The 12974-nt window shown below is 55.5% G+C and carries 18 protein-coding genes; 11 read left to right on the top strand and 7 right to left on the bottom strand.

Features of this window, described 5'->3' with window-relative positions:
* Positions 1–35: 35 nt before the first annotated feature.
* The 4 genes from FHW17_RS01935 to FHW17_RS01920 all read right to left on the bottom strand — a co-directional run bounded on the left by FHW17_RS01935 (position 36) and on the right by FHW17_RS01920 (position 3129).
* On the bottom strand, positions 36–401 hold the full coding sequence (locus FHW17_RS01935; RefSeq protein ID WP_182509104.1) for a hypothetical protein: 366 nt from the start codon (positions 399–401) through the stop codon (positions 36–38).
* A 48-nt stretch (positions 402–449) separates the two neighbouring features.
* The gene (locus FHW17_RS01930; protein ID WP_112522569.1) at positions 450–995 is read right to left on the bottom strand and encodes an SRPBCC family protein; all 546 of its coding nucleotides are present in this window, start codon (positions 993–995) and stop codon (positions 450–452) included.
* Between the two features lie 3 nt (positions 996–998).
* The gene (locus tag FHW17_RS01925) at positions 999–1397 is read right to left on the bottom strand and encodes a metalloregulator ArsR/SmtB family transcription factor (protein WP_182509103.1); all 399 of its coding nucleotides are present in this window, start codon (positions 1395–1397) and stop codon (positions 999–1001) included.
* Positions 1398–1539: 142 nt separating this feature from the next.
* On the bottom strand, positions 1540–3129 hold the full coding sequence (locus tag FHW17_RS01920) for a peptide chain release factor 3 (RefSeq protein WP_112522567.1): 1590 nt from the start codon (positions 3127–3129) through the stop codon (positions 1540–1542).
* A 115-nt stretch (positions 3130–3244) separates the two neighbouring features.
* On the opposite strand from FHW17_RS01920, the gene FHW17_RS01915 reads away from it, so the two are divergent.
* Complete coding sequence (locus FHW17_RS01915) at positions 3245–3463, top strand: HigA family addiction module antitoxin (protein ID WP_112522566.1); 219 nt, start codon at positions 3245–3247, stop codon at positions 3461–3463.
* 15 nt (positions 3464–3478) lie between these two features.
* Here FHW17_RS01915 and FHW17_RS01910 read toward each other — a convergent pair whose 3' ends face one another.
* Complete coding sequence (locus tag FHW17_RS01910; RefSeq protein WP_112522565.1) at positions 3479–4288, bottom strand: class II glutamine amidotransferase; 810 nt, start codon at positions 4286–4288, stop codon at positions 3479–3481.
* A gap of 163 nt (positions 4289–4451) precedes the next feature.
* Between FHW17_RS01910 and dut the strand changes: the two genes are divergently transcribed.
* The 9 genes from dut to FHW17_RS01865 all read left to right on the top strand — a co-directional run bounded on the left by dut (position 4452) and on the right by FHW17_RS01865 (position 10454).
* The gene (gene dut, locus FHW17_RS01905; RefSeq protein WP_091878983.1) at positions 4452–4937 is read left to right on the top strand and encodes a dUTP diphosphatase; all 486 of its coding nucleotides are present in this window, start codon (positions 4452–4454) and stop codon (positions 4935–4937) included.
* Between the two features lie 22 nt (positions 4938–4959).
* Positions 4960–5778 (top strand): isocitrate lyase/phosphoenolpyruvate mutase family protein, encoded by an 819-nt coding sequence (locus FHW17_RS01900; RefSeq protein ID WP_182509102.1) that lies wholly within the window; start codon positions 4960–4962, stop codon positions 5776–5778.
* Between the two features lie 2 nt (positions 5779–5780).
* Positions 5781–6437: an HAD family phosphatase gene (locus FHW17_RS01895; RefSeq protein ID WP_182509101.1), complete on the top strand. Its 657-nt coding sequence runs from the start codon at positions 5781–5783 to the stop codon at positions 6435–6437.
* On the top strand, positions 6437–7441 hold the full coding sequence (locus FHW17_RS01890; RefSeq protein WP_182509100.1) for a proline racemase family protein: 1005 nt from the start codon (positions 6437–6439) through the stop codon (positions 7439–7441). Before FHW17_RS01895 ends, FHW17_RS01890 begins: the two co-directional genes overlap by 1 nt.
* Positions 7442–7455: 14 nt before the next feature.
* Positions 7456–7845: a TonB C-terminal domain-containing protein gene (locus FHW17_RS01885; RefSeq protein WP_182509099.1), complete on the top strand. Its 390-nt coding sequence runs from the start codon at positions 7456–7458 to the stop codon at positions 7843–7845.
* A gap of 91 nt (positions 7846–7936) precedes the next feature.
* Entirely contained in the window at positions 7937–8557 is a 621-nt protein-coding gene (locus FHW17_RS01880; RefSeq protein ID WP_182509098.1) for a LysE family translocator, read from the top strand.
* Between the two features lie 138 nt (positions 8558–8695).
* Entirely contained in the window at positions 8696–9670 is a 975-nt protein-coding gene (cysK, locus tag FHW17_RS01875) for a cysteine synthase A (RefSeq protein ID WP_091878974.1), read from the top strand.
* A 110-nt stretch (positions 9671–9780) separates the two neighbouring features.
* Positions 9781–10110 carry an NIPSNAP family protein gene (locus tag FHW17_RS01870; RefSeq protein ID WP_113095177.1) on the top strand — a complete coding sequence of 110 codons (330 nt, stop codon included), beginning with the start codon at positions 9781–9783 and terminating at the stop codon, positions 10108–10110.
* Positions 10107–10454 carry an antibiotic biosynthesis monooxygenase gene (locus FHW17_RS01865; protein WP_182509097.1) on the top strand — a complete coding sequence of 116 codons (348 nt, stop codon included), beginning with the start codon at positions 10107–10109 and terminating at the stop codon, positions 10452–10454. Before FHW17_RS01870 ends, FHW17_RS01865 begins: the two co-directional genes overlap by 4 nt.
* Here the strand turns inward: FHW17_RS01865 and FHW17_RS25320 are convergent.
* Both FHW17_RS25320 and mbfA read right to left on the bottom strand, forming a co-directional pair.
* Positions 10445–10579, bottom strand: coding sequence for a hypothetical protein (locus tag FHW17_RS25320; RefSeq protein ID WP_255784149.1), 135 nt, complete (start codon positions 10577–10579; stop codon positions 10445–10447). The two genes, FHW17_RS01865 and FHW17_RS25320, sit on opposite strands and share 10 nt — an antisense overlap.
* Positions 10580–10828: 249 nt before the next feature.
* Positions 10829–11812: an iron exporter MbfA gene (gene mbfA / locus FHW17_RS01860; RefSeq protein ID WP_182509096.1), complete on the bottom strand. Its 984-nt coding sequence runs from the start codon at positions 11810–11812 to the stop codon at positions 10829–10831.
* A 152-nt stretch (positions 11813–11964) separates the two neighbouring features.
* On the opposite strand from mbfA, the gene FHW17_RS01855 reads away from it, so the two are divergent.
* Entirely contained in the window at positions 11965–12951 is a 987-nt protein-coding gene (locus tag FHW17_RS01855) for a threonine/serine dehydratase (protein WP_182509095.1), read from the top strand.
* The last annotated feature ends 23 nt before the right edge of the window (positions 12952–12974 follow it).

The raw sequence follows: 12974 nt of genomic DNA, 5'->3' as shown, positions 1-12974 counted from the left end.
GAAGCCGGCCTCTTATATAATTAGTAAGCTGATACTTACCATCCATCGCCTTTTTGCGAGATGTGATGGATGATCTGGCAGGGGCTGGTGATCCAGAAATCCTGATGCCCCTCCGGCAATGCTTCAATTTCGTCGCAGCGCACAATGCCTGCATCCTTCAGATGTACGGCCGCCGAGCGTACATCATCCGCTGCAATCTCCAGCCATAGCTCGGCCTGGCTCATGCCGGGTGCCTTGTCGATCCAGAGCTGAATGGAACCGAAATGAAACCCGACATAGGGCAGATGGTTTTCCAGCGGTTTCAGCCCAATTACGTCACGGTAGAAGGCGACTGTTGCTTCATACTGGTGCGGTGGCACTTTCATCGCGATATTATGGTTGCCTTCATAATGCGGGTTCATGTGATCTGTCCTTTGATGGGTATGCCAGTGTTGATGCGAAAGGCTTGGTCAGGCCGGTAGTATCCGATCATATTCCGCTTCGAGGCTTTCGAGTTTTCCCCAGAAGTCGGTGGTCTCAACGCCATCAAGCACATTGATCAGCACACTTAGATGCGTATGCCAGCCGCTTGAGACACTCACCATCGCGCCATGATCGGCAAGGCGGCTATGCGTCAACGTCAACAGGGTATTGCCATCGACGGCCCGTAGTTCAAAGCTGACTTCCGATGGCTCGCCTGCGCCTTCTTCCCAGGTCATGGCAAGATATGTCGGCGGTTCGCAGCGGATAACGGTTCCGGCATTCTTGTGCCCTTCATATTGCAGGTATTTTTCCGGGGTGGGTGCGGTCGACAATTCAGAATGGCGGAATATCAACTCGACAGGCCCACCAGCATGATTGGCCATTGGCCCTTTGGCCAGCCATTTGCCGCGCTTTTCCGGGTCTGTGAGGTATTCCCATACGCGTTCAACGGGGCCGGGGAGCAGCCGTTCGATGCGAACGGTGCGCTGGGCAATTGCTACTCCAAGTTGGTCATTTCCCTGATGCAGGCTCATCTTCTACTCCTTGGTGTCGGATTTCGATTTCGAGGCTTTGCGGCGCTCGTGTTTTGTCTTGTCGGCAAGCGCGCGATCTTCTGCACGCAGAATATCTTCCAGAGCGTCGAGACGTTCTTCCCAGAACTGCTCGTAATAACGCAGCCATTCCTGTGCCTCAGCCAGTCGGGCCGCCTGAAGGGCGCAGATATGCGTCCGCCCCTCTATATGGCGACGAACCAGTCCCGCGGCTTCCAGCACCTTGATGTGCTTGGAAGCTCCGGCGAGCGACATGTTGAACGGCGTCGCCAACTCGCTGACGGTGCGTTCGCTTGTTGACAGCCGGTGCAGCATTGCCCTTCGCGTTGGATCGGAAAGGGCATGAAAAACCGCGTCGAGAGTGGGTGTGCTATATTCAACCATAGGGTTTAATATAAACGCTTGAACATAATTGTCAACCGTTTGGTTTAATATCTAATTCTGCGCATGGACAGGGGAGCCTTACCCTTGCTACAAAAAGCAGAGGGAAAGGCTTAATAGCTGTTTTGATTGGAGAATTACGCTATCAGGCCGCTTTTTCGCGAACCTGATAATCCTTGATGGCGGCGAAACGAATGTCTTTCCAGCGTTCCGCCTCATAGGACAATGAGAATGAATTCTGCGCCAGGAACACCGGATCATTGTCGAGATCGTGGGCAATATCGGCCCGGTGTGCATTGATGAAACGCTGCAACTCCGCCGGATCATCGGCGGTAATCCATCGCGCAATGGTAAAGCGTGCGGGCTCGAAACCGACTGGTAGTGTATATTCCACTTTCAGGCGTTCTGTCAGAACATCGATCTGCAGGGCGCCAACAACACCGACGATTGCGGGCGAGCCATCGTCGGGCAGGAATAGCTGGACAACGCCTTCTTCCGCCATCTGCTGCAGTGCTTCGCGCAGCTTCTTGGCTTTCATCGCATCATCAAGCCGCACGCGGCGCAGAATTTCAGGCGCAAAGTTCGGTACGCCGCGAAACAGGATGTCCTCGCCTTCGGTCAGCGTATCGCCGATGCGCAGGGTGCCGTGGTTAGGAATGCCCACCACATCACCGGCCCATGCCTCATCCGCAATCTGGCGGCTGCGGGCAAAGAAGAATTGCGGCGCCGAAAGGCTCATCGGCTTGCCGGTTCGCACCAGCTTCGCCTTCATACCGCGCGATAGCTTGCCGGAACACACGCGGAGGAACGCGATGCGGTCGCGGTGATTAGGGTCCATATTGGCCTGAATCTTGAACACAAAACCGGTCATCTTGTCTTCGGTCGCCTCGACGCGGCGTGTATCGGCATCCTGCGCACGCGGGCTTGGGCCGAAATCGCAGAAGGCTTCAATGAGGTCGCGCACACCGTAATTGCGCAAGGCTGAGCCGAAATAGACAGGCGTCATGTGACCTTCGCGGAACGATTGCAAATCGAACGGATTGCATGCATCGCGTGCCAGCGTCACCTCGTCAATCCATGCCTGCCGCTCGTTTTCGGGCAGCAGTCCGGAAGCACCTGATGCCTCCGGGCCGTTGACTGGCGTTGGCTTCTCTTCCTCATCACGCCGCCTTACGGTGTTATCCTGCAGATTATAGGTGCCGGCAAAGCTTTTGCCGCGGCCGATCGGCCAGGTGATCGGTGCGGTATCCAGCGCCAGTTTCTGCTCGATCTCATCAAGAATTTCGTAGGGATCGCGGCTTTCCCGGTCCATCTTGTTGACGAAGGTAACGATTGGAATATCGCGCATACGGCAGACTTCGAACAGTTTCAGCGTCCGTGCTTCAATACCTTTGGCGGCATCGATGACCATGACGGCGCTGTCGACAGCTGTGAGTGTACGATAAGTATCGTCAGCAAAGTCTTCGTGACCGGGCGTATCAAGCAGATTGAAAATGCAATCCTTGTACTCGAAGGTCATCACGGATGTGACGACCGAGATCCCGCGATCCCGCTCGATGTTCATCCAGTCGGAGCGCGTCTGGATACGGTCCTTCTTGGCCTTGACTTCACCGGCAAGCTGGATCGCTCCACCGAAAAGCAGCAGCTTTTCAGTCAGCGTGGTTTTACCGGCGTCCGGGTGCGCGATGATCGCAAAGGTACGGCGTTTCGAAACGGGATGGTCGGCAGAAGACATGAAAAGGCTCAAACTCAATAATTCAAGGGTTGCGCGCCTTCTATCAGCCGAAGCCGCTGCCGTCGACCATCAATTCAAATAGCTATTATACTAAGGCTGTATCATGGCATGATACATTCGACTTGACTCACGGACGCGCATTGAACGCATCGTCGCAGAAAAGACGGCTGTCACGCCGGATACCGCCTTGCGGCTGGCAAAGTTTTTCAAAACCTCACCTGAGTTCTGGATGAATATGCAGACGTCCTATGATCTCAAGACTGAAAGCCGCAACAAGCAGGCGGAAATCGACAAGATCGTCGCGCTCGATTCCATGACACACCAAGCTGCTTGATAGTGATGTCGCGGATCAAGCATTCTCCAGCACCGGCCCGGATTTCTCCTGCGCCATAAAAGGTTCAATGGCGATGCGTTTGCTGTTCTTGACCGTCACGAAACTGTTCGGCGGCACGGGCATCCAGTTCTCCGCTTCACCATCGAGTGGTTCCGAGACAACGCAAAGGCCTGAGCTTGGTGAAAGGGTCGCCGTATAGAGCGTCGGGGCAAAGCGATCCGTGGCGTAGCGCACCGCATAAAGCTGTGCGCCGTCGGAAAAGGCAGCCGTCAGGCGGATGAAGGGGGGCACACCGGCGCGTTCCGCTTCCGCCGTGATCACATTGACCGTCTCGACCAGCGACTGTGCCGGATCTTTGTCGAGCCCGTGTTGCAGCATAAGCAGGAAAATCAGTTCCGAGTCCGTTGATCCAAGCTTTTGCACATAGAGCGCATCATCGAGCTTGGCTTCCAGCCCGCGCCGCAGCTTGTCAAAGTGGCCGATCTGCCCGTTATGCATAAAGCTCCATTTGCCCGAGACAAACGGATGGCAATTGGTCCGGCTGGTTGCGCCGCCGGTGGAAGCGCGCACATGGGCGAGAAACAGGTGGGAACGGATTTGCCGGGAAAGGCTCTTCAGGTTCTGGTCGGACCAGGCGGGAAGGATATCACGGTAAAGGCCGGGCTCGGAGCGCTCGCCATACCAGGCAACGCCGAAACCATCGCCATTGGTGCGGGTCTTGGCTTCATGGGCATCATGGCTTTGGGCGATCAGCGAATGACAGGGCGAGGCAATGACATCTTCCAGATAAAGCTGAGGTCCGAGATAGGCTGCCCAACGACACATGATTCACCCGATTCACGTCTGATATGGCTGACAATAGCGCGTCACGCGGCGCTTGGGAATCGTCTGGCCGCATTGACAGCTAGAAAGAGATTGTGTGCAAAGAATGATCGCGGCAAATCTTGCCGGTTGACCAATCCCGCGGACTGGTGAAAAAGGTGATCTCATGTCTCAATCATCCGATTCCGCACGATCTGTGCGTCCCGCTCTCGGTCTTGTCAGGCTGCCGCATGGGCAGGACCTTGATTTGCCCTCCTATGAAACGTCAGGTTCTGCCGGCATGGATCTGCGTGCCGCCGTGCCGGAGGACAGGCCGCTCCTTTTGTTACCCGGTCGCCGGGCATTGGTTCCCACCGGTTTGATCTTCGAAATTCCGGAGGGGTATGAAGCGCAGGTCAGGCCGCGTTCCGGCCTTGCGCTCAAGAACGGAATTACCTGTCTTAACACACCGGGAACCATTGATTCCGACTATCGGGGTGAGGTAAAAGTAATCCTGATCAATCTCGGAGATGACGATTTCTATGTCGAGCGTGGCATGCGCATTGCGCAGGTCGTGCTGGCTCCAGTGGTCCAGCTTGCCGTTGAAGAGCGGCAGCATGCCAGTGAGACGGCACGCGGTGCCGGAGGGTTCGGATCAACGGGAACGTCGTAAGTTGATGATGTAGGAGGATATCATGGACAAGGGCAAGATTTTCCGTCAGCTGCATCAGGGGCCGGAAATTCTCTTGATGCCCAATCCATGGGACCCCGGCACAGCGCAGTTTCTCGGTTCTCTTGGCTTCAAGGCTTTGGCGACCAGCAGTGCCGGATTTGCCTTTTCGCGCGCTCTGCCCGATGGCGCCATTACCTTTGATGTCATGATGCAGCATTGCCGCGATCTGGTTACGGCAACCGACCTGCCTGTCTCCGGTGATCTGGAAAAAGGCAAGGGCGATAGCGCCGACAGCGCGGGCGAAACGATCTTTGCTGCGGAAGCTGCGGGTCTTGCCGGTTGTTCCATTGAGGATTTTTCCGGCGACCCGGACAAGCCGATTTACGATTTTTCCCATGCGGTTGAACGTGTTGCAGCGGCTGCGGAAGCTGCCCGAGCATTGAAGAATGATTTCGTTTTCACCGCCCGGGCCGAAAACTTCCTGCGTGGCCGTCGCGACCTTGATGATACCATCAAGCGACTGCAGGCTTTTGACAAGGCGGGCGCCGATGTGCTGTTCGCCCCCGGCATTTCCGATCTTGAAAGTATCCGCACCATCTGCGCGTCGGTGTCGAAGCCGGTCAGCGTTTTGGCTCCGGCTCCGCTTAGTGTCAGTGAATTGGCGGCTGTTGGTGTGCGGCGTGTTTCGCTGGGACCAAGGCTGACCACCGCCGCCTTTACCGCTATTCGCGATGCGGCCCGCGAAGTGCTCGATAATGGTACTTTTGGGTTCTCAACGGCAGGTGTGACGTTCGCAGAGCTGCAAAACCTCTATTCCCAAGGCATCGACAAGGACAAGTAAATATGACGCGCCCCGATCTGGTGATTTTCGACTGTGATGGGGTTCTGGTCGATACCGAAACGCTTGCCAATCATCATCTCATCAAGATGCTCAATGCTTCGGGCTATCCCATCACCTTCGATGAAGCGCGCAAGAACCTGTGCGGCATGCCGATGCGGGCGGTAAAAGAAAAGGTCGAGGCGGAAGGCTATTCGCTGGGCGAGGATTTTGTTGAGCGCTGGTATCAGGCCATTCCAGTCATCTTTGAAAATGGCGTTGAGGCCATCCCGCATATTGAGGATGTCATCAATGCGGTGAAACAGGCCCGGCTTGCCTATTGTGTGGCGTCCTCGGCCAATATCGAAAAAATGCACCTGACCCTCGGGAAAACCGGGCTGATCGGCCACTTTCAGGACGTGCTTTACAGCGCTTCGATGGTGGCGCGGGGCAAGCCGTTCCCTGATCTCTTCCTGCATGCGGCAAAGCAGATGGGCTTTGAACCATCCCGGTCAGTGGTGATTGAAGACAGCGTTGCCGGAACGACGGCGGGAACAGCGGCGGGAATGCGGGTCTTTTCATATTGCGGCGATGAACATGCTGACCATGAAGGTCTCGTTGCGGCGGGCGGTATCCTCTTCGACGATATGCGCAAGCTGCCCGCGCTTCTGGGCATCGCCTGATGGCCGCGCCACTGACTGTTGTCGACATGCATACGGGCGGCGAGCCGCTGCGTATCATCACCGGGGGATATCCTGTGCTGCCAAAAGGCACGATCCTCGAGAAGCGCGCCTATGTCAGGGACAATCTTGACCATTTGCGCAAGATTCTGATGTTCGAGCCGCGCGGCCATTTTGATATGTATGGTGCGCTGCTGGTCGAACCGAATTTACCCGGCGCTGATCTCGCCGTGCTGTTCATGCACAATGAAGGCTATTCGACCATGTGCGGCCACGCGATCCTCGCGCTTGGCCGCTATGCCATCGACTATGGTCTGGTGGCAAAGGTCGAGCCTGTCACCACGGTTCATATCGAATGCCCCTGTGGCATGGTGGTGGCCTCGGTTGAGGTGAAGGACGGCAAGTCAGCCAGTGTTTCCTTCGAGAGCGTTCCGGCTTTCCTGTTTGCTGGAGACCGCACCATCAACCTTCAACCCTATGGCGAGGTCACATTCGATGTGGCCTATGGCGGCGCCTATTATGCGCTCGCCCATTGCAAGCAGTTCGGTCTGGAATTTGGCCGCGATCCCGCCCGCAAATTCATTGACGCGGCAAGGCTTTTGACCGAGGCCGTGAAAGAGGCTGTGCCGCTGGAGCATCCGGATCATAAGGACCTTGCCTTTCTCTATGGTACGATCCTGACTGACGGGCTCGGTAGCTGGTCGGAAGCGCCGACGAAGAATGTCTGTATTTTTGCCGATGCGCAGCTGGATCGCTCGCCAACGGGATCGGGCGTCACAGCGCGTCTTGCCGCCATGCATGCCAAGGGCCAGATTCATGCAAGTCAGGCCCGGATTTTTGAAAGCATTGTCGGCTCGCGTTTTGCCGGGGCTGTGGCTTCGACAACAAAGGCGGGCGCTTTCGATGCCATTACGGCGCGGGTTTCCGGGCATGCCTATTACAGCGGCAAGGCGGAGTTTATCGTCGAGGATGATGATCCGTTGGGACAGGGTTTTCTGGTGTCATGAATGGGATGTCAGGGATGTTTGGACGAGCTGTCATTGCTCTTTCTTTGGCGATACCCCTCGGGACATCAGCAGTTCAGGCTTCCGACAAAGAGGCTTTGGATCTGCAAGTCCAAGCAATTGCTCAAAAGATAAGACTGAGCATTCAGGCCTGCTGGAATATACCAGATATGCGTAAGGATATTGCACGCACTGTCACTGTGAAGTTCAAGTTGGACAAGGACGGTACGATTATTGGCAAGCCTGAAATCATCAAACCATCCAAAGCAAAGAGTTTTGACCTGCTGGCGAAAAGCAGCATTCGTGCAATTATCCGTTGTGCGCCCTATAGTGTGATTGCGGAAAATCCGGCCCTTTATGATGAGTTGAAAGAAATTATTATAAATTTCTCCAGTCCTGAAAATTGAAACGCTACCTTGGTTCGGCGTCTCTTTGAGCCGTGTTGCCACTCCCGAAAATCAGAGTATTCTCGCCGTCTGTTCCACATAGAGATTGATCATGACACTTGCCGGTTTCATCACCTATTCAGGCGCTCTTGCCATTGCTGCCGCCATTCCCGGGCCGGGTATTACCGCGCTGATTGCGCGTGCGCTGGGTTCGGGTTTCCGCTCGGCGCTGTATATGTCTTTTGGCCTCGTCATTGGCGATCTGACTTATCTGACCGCCGTGGTGCTTGGCCTTGCCATGGTCGCGCAGACTTTTGGCACCGTGTTTCTGCTGATCAAATGGGCTGGCGTGGCCTACCTTGCCTATCTTGCCTGGTGTTTCTGGAACTCCGGCATTTCGGCTGAAAAGATTGAAGCCAAACGCAGCAATGGCGGCGTTGTTTCCGGCATTCTCTCGGGCCTTGCGGTAACGCTCGGCAATCCGAAAACCATGATTTTCTATATCGCGCTCACGCCGACCCTGATTGATCTGCACGCCATTACACTGGCGGATTATGCCGTATTGGCCGTGGTGACAGTCCTGACTTTGATAGTCGTGCTCGTGCCTTATCTGGCGCTTGCTTCCAAGGCGCGCTGGTTCCTGCAATCCCCGCGTGCCTTGAAAAGACTGAACCGGACAGCGGCGGCTTTCATGGCGGGTGCCGCTTTGGCTATCGCTGGCCGGACCTCGTAAATGTAGAATTTTATTCTAATCGGATATCTATATTAGCAGATTTTTCTCAATGACAGGGCAATTGCGCATGAGTTCGACTATGAATTTTCATGCTCGCGCCATAAGATATCAACCTGTCCAATTCGAGGGAGCACTTTCATGAGCACTGGTGACGCGCGCAAACCCGGTCGTGGCCGTATCTACAATTCCATTGTCGATACGATTGGCGATACGCCGATTGTCCGCCTTGATAAGCTGGCAAAGGATCAGGGTGTTGGTGCCAATCTTCTGGCCAAGCTTGAATTCTTCAATCCGATTGCCAGCGTCAAGGATCGTATCGGCGTGGCCCTCATTGAAGCTCTGGAAGCGCAGGGCAAGGCAACGCCCGGCAAAACCACTTTTGTTGAACCGACCTCTGGCAATACAGGTATTGCACTGGCCTTTGCTGCCGCTGCCAAGGGATACCGCCTGATCCTCACCATGCCGGAAACCATGTCGGTCGAGCGTCGCAAGATGCTGAAACTGCTGGGTGCCGAACTGGTGCTGACCGAAGGCGCCAAGGGCATGAAGGGCGCGATTGCCAAGGCCAATGAACTGGTTGAGACCACGCCGGATGCGGTCATTCCCGGTCAGTTCGACAATCCGGCCAATCCGGAAATTCACCGCAAGACCACGGCCGAGGAAATCTGGAATGATACTGACGGCAAGGTCGATATTTTTGTATCGGGCATCGGCACAGGCGGAACGATCACCGGCGTCGGTCAGGTGCTGAAGCAGCGCAAGCCTGATGTGCGCATTGTTGCGGTTGAGCCAAAGGATTCACCTGTTCTGTCAGGCGGCAATCCCGGCCCGCACAAGATTCAGGGCATTGGTGCCGGTTTTGCGCCACAGGTGCTCGACACGCACATCTATGATGAGGTCATTCAGGTTTCCAATGAAGATGCCTTCATCAATGCGCGTCTGGTGGCAAAGCTGGAAGGTGTGCCCGTTGGAATTTCTTCCGGCGCAGCGCTGACTGCGGCTATCGAACTTGGCAAGCGCCCCGAAAACAAGGGCAAGAATATCGTTGTGATCATTCCGTCCTTTGCCGAGCGTTATCTGTCGACGGCATTGTTTGACGGCCTCGACGCCTGATCATTCTTTGACCCGGCGCCTGGCGCCGGGTCAACACTTCGGCCGGGATCGAAGCATCAACGCGCCAGCCCGCTCTACAAAAGGCCAGTCCACACAAGGGAGCGGCCATTATGAGCATCACCTGTATTATCAGATATGAAATCGATCCGTATCAGAAAGATGCGTTCGTTGACTATGCGCGCAACTGGAACGAGGCGATCCCGCGCTGCGGTGCCGATCTGATCGGCTATTATGCGCCGCATGAAGGTTCTGCCACGCTCGCCTATGGTATTTACAATATTGAAGATCTGGCGGCCTATGAGGCCTATCGTGCCCGGTTGACGGCTGATCCGCTTGGCCGTGCCAATTACGAGTTCTCGCGTGAGAGAAAATTCATCCGCCGCGAGGACCGTACGTTCCTGTGCCGGGTAACGGGCAATAATGGGGGATTGATCAAATGATTGCGGTGATTTTCGAAGTTGAGCCTGCGGAAGGTCTCGATCAAGAATATTTCGAGCGGGCGGCCAATCTGCGCCCGCTTCTGGAAAAGATGGACGGGTTTATCTCCGTCGAACGGTTCCGCAGCCTTGCCAACGAGAACCGTTATCTTTCCCTGTCATTCTGGCGTGACGAAGCCTCAGTTGCGGCTTGGCGCCAGACCGAGGAACATCGCGCTGCCCAGAGCGCAGGCCGCGCCGGGGTCTTTGCCGATTACCGGCTGCGGATTGCGGCTGTTATGCGTGACTATGGCTTGCGAGCCCGTGATGAGGCTCCGTCTGATGCGCGTGTTTACCATCATGCCTGACCGTGGTTGCGCTGGGCACAAGCGGGGCCGGGGCCGCGCATGTAATGGCGCTCCGGACGGTAACTCGGAACAATGAATTCACGGACGACGCGAAGCGTATCGCGCAGTTGAACAATCATGGTCATTTTCTCGTATCCTGAATCTCAATCGCCCGAAAAAATCGGTTAGCGATTATTTAGCTAAAATTTAACCTCTAAAGATGAACGCTTGCTGAATGCGGATGGTTAAAACAGCTTAAATTCATCGAAAATTAGCTTTAAGACCTAGGGCAGACCGCAATTCTCCGGTTGAAAAGATAAAAAGAAACCCGGTGTTAACCACCGGGTTTTGTCACTTTTGATTCGTCGTAAAGACAAAACTTACATGGCTGGCCGTCAGGCATTGCCAATGAGAATACCCGTGGCCAGCACCAGACTGCCGCCAAGCACGACCTGAATGGCCGCGCGCAAAAACGGTGTTTCCATATATTTGTGCTGGATATAGGCAATCGCCCAAAGTTCGACGAAAACCACCATTGCCGCGACAGTGGTTGCTGTCCAGAAATCCGGAATGAGATAGGGCAGGGCGTGACCCAATCCGCCGATGGCCGTCATCACACCATTGGCAAGGCCGCGCTTCAAGGGCGATCCTCGCCCGGACAGCTTGCCATCATCATGCGCGGCTTCCGTAAAGCCCATCGAGATACCGGCACCCAGCGAAGCGGACAGACCGACAAGAAATGTCTGCCATGTGTCCTGCGTGGCAAAAGCTGCGGCAAAGATGGGTGCAAGCGTCGAAACCGAACCATCCATGAGCCCGGCAAGCCCGGGCTGGATATAGGTCAGAAGGAACTGCCGCCGCTCGGTCAGCTTCTCGTCCTGCTGCACCGCATCGGGCGTGTGCTGTTCGCCCAGCCGGTGTGCCAGTGACTCGTGGGTTTTTTCAGCAATTGCCAGATCACCCAGCAATTTGCGGGTCGAGGCGTCGCTGACAAGCTTCACTGCTTCCGTGTAGAAGCGATAGGCCTGCTCTTCCATCTTTTCGGCCATCTCGCGCACCTTGTCGATGCCGAGCGGACGCACCAGCCAATCGGGCTTGCGTTCGAGATAGCCCCGCACATGCTCGCGGCGGATTAAGGGAATCCGGTCGCCGAAGCGTTCGCGGTGCAGATCGATAAGCACCTGCCGGTGGTGATTTTCCTCCTCCGCCATATCCTCGAACACTCTGGCGCTTTGTGGAAAGTCCTCACGAAGCCCGTCCGCATAGGCGAGATAGATTCGCGCATCATCCTCTTCCGATGAAATGGCGAGCGCCAGAATCTGCTGTTCCGACAATGCGTGAAGTTCGTGGCGGCGGGGTCCGAAGAAGCGGCTGAGCATAATATTTTCCTACTTTAGAATAATTCTAAACTATAGCGTTATAGCCAGACTTTCAAGAGGGCACATGGGACAATGATGACAATGATTTGGATGCCGGGATTGGCGCGTGGTGCTATGAATGGCAAAACCATCACGCAGGTGTAGCCGAGGACATGATGACTGCTTTAGCCATTGCCAATACCGACATTGTGGATGCCGCCGCCCGTCTCAAGGGCCAGCTCGTTCCGACGCGTCTGATCGAGTCGGAAGGGCTCAACGCCAAATATGGCGCACGCATCCTGTTCAAGCCGGAATGCCTGCAACGAACAGGTTCATTCAAGTTCCGTGGTGCCTATAATCGCATCAGCCAGATGACGGCTGATGAGCGCAAGCGCGGTATTGTCGCCTTCTCTTCCGGCAATCACGCACAGGGTGTGGCAAGTTCCGCCCAGCTCTTTGGCATCAAGGCTGTCATCATCATGCCGTCAGACGCTCCGCAACTGAAAATTGCCAATACAAGATCATATGGCGCGGAAGTTGTGCTCTATGACCGCTACAAGGAAAGCCGGGAGGAGATCGCCGCTGACTTCATCAATAATCGCCGCATGATTCTGGTCCCGCCCTATGACGATCCTGCTATCATGGCCGGGCAGGGCACAATCGGGATTGAGTTGATTGATGAGGCGCAGGAGCGCGGCATTACCTTTGATGATGTTTTCGTGCCAAGTGGCGGCGGCGGTCTGATCAGCGGCATTTCCGTTGCCGTCAAAGCCCGCTCACCGCAAACGCGTATCTGGGGCGTCGAGCCAGACAATTTTGATGATCTGCGCCGTTCATTGATTGCGGGCGAGCCTGTTGCCAATGAGCCGGGTCATCGGTCCATCTGTGATGCCATTCTAACGCCGCAGCCCGGTAAACTGACTTTTCCGATCAACAAGCAAAATCTGGCTGGCGGTGTTGCTGTTTCGGATGCCGCAGTTGCGGCTGCCATGCGTGATGCAGCGACCTATCTCAAGGTCATTGTCGAGCCCGGTGGCTGTGTTGGTCTTGCCGGTGCGGCGGCGCGCAAGGAAGAGATCAAAGGCAAGACGATTGCCGTGGTGCTGTCGGGCGGCAATGTCGATCTTGATATTTATGGCGGGCTTATCGCAGCGGCTTAGAACGGTATGGCCGTCGGGACCGG

This window comes from Phyllobacterium sp. P30BS-XVII, assembly GCF_014138335.1.
Classification (GTDB): domain Bacteria; phylum Pseudomonadota; class Alphaproteobacteria; order Rhizobiales; family Rhizobiaceae; genus Phyllobacterium; species Phyllobacterium meliloti.
Note: the sequence above shows the minus strand (reverse complement) of the source record. Positions and strands in the feature narration are given on the sequence as shown.

What these genes read in the sequence shown, in the direction of transcription:
- FHW17_RS01935 (WP_182509104.1), bottom strand. Translation starts at nt 401, where the DNA reads ATGAACCCGCATTATGAAGGCAACCATAATATCGCGATGAAAGTGCCA.
- FHW17_RS01930 (WP_112522569.1), bottom strand. Translation starts at nt 995, where the DNA reads ATGAGCCTGCATCAGGGAAATGACCAACTTGGAGTAGCAATTGCCCAG.
- FHW17_RS01925 (WP_182509103.1), bottom strand. Translation starts at nt 1,397, where the DNA reads ATGGTTGAATATAGCACACCCACTCTCGACGCGGTTTTTCATGCCCTT.
- FHW17_RS01920 (WP_112522567.1), bottom strand. Translation starts at nt 3,129, where the DNA reads ATGTCTTCTGCCGACCATCCCGTTTCGAAACGCCGTACCTTTGCGATC.
- FHW17_RS01910 (WP_112522565.1), bottom strand. Translation starts at nt 4,288, where the DNA reads ATGTGTCGTTGGGCAGCCTATCTCGGACCTCAGCTTTATCTGGAAGAT.
- dut (WP_091878983.1), top strand. Translation starts at nt 4,452, where the DNA reads ATGTCTCAATCATCCGATTCCGCACGATCTGTGCGTCCCGCTCTCGGT.
- FHW17_RS01900 (WP_182509102.1), top strand. Translation starts at nt 4,960, where the DNA reads ATGGACAAGGGCAAGATTTTCCGTCAGCTGCATCAGGGGCCGGAAATT.
- FHW17_RS01895 (WP_182509101.1), top strand. Translation starts at nt 5,781, where the DNA reads ATGACGCGCCCCGATCTGGTGATTTTCGACTGTGATGGGGTTCTGGTC.
- FHW17_RS01890 (WP_182509100.1), top strand. Translation starts at nt 6,437, where the DNA reads ATGGCCGCGCCACTGACTGTTGTCGACATGCATACGGGCGGCGAGCCG.
- FHW17_RS01885 (WP_182509099.1), top strand. Translation starts at nt 7,456, where the DNA reads ATGTTTGGACGAGCTGTCATTGCTCTTTCTTTGGCGATACCCCTCGGG.
- FHW17_RS01880 (WP_182509098.1), top strand. Translation starts at nt 7,937, where the DNA reads ATGACACTTGCCGGTTTCATCACCTATTCAGGCGCTCTTGCCATTGCT.
- cysK (WP_091878974.1), top strand. Translation starts at nt 8,696, where the DNA reads ATGAGCACTGGTGACGCGCGCAAACCCGGTCGTGGCCGTATCTACAAT.
- FHW17_RS01870 (WP_113095177.1), top strand. Translation starts at nt 9,781, where the DNA reads ATGAGCATCACCTGTATTATCAGATATGAAATCGATCCGTATCAGAAA.
- FHW17_RS01865 (WP_182509097.1), top strand. Translation starts at nt 10,107, where the DNA reads ATGATTGCGGTGATTTTCGAAGTTGAGCCTGCGGAAGGTCTCGATCAA.
- FHW17_RS25320 (WP_255784149.1), bottom strand. Translation starts at nt 10,579, where the DNA reads ATGACCATGATTGTTCAACTGCGCGATACGCTTCGCGTCGTCCGTGAA.
- mbfA (WP_182509096.1), bottom strand. Translation starts at nt 11,812, where the DNA reads ATGCTCAGCCGCTTCTTCGGACCCCGCCGCCACGAACTTCACGCATTG.
- FHW17_RS01855 (WP_182509095.1), top strand. Translation starts at nt 11,965, where the DNA reads ATGATGACTGCTTTAGCCATTGCCAATACCGACATTGTGGATGCCGCC.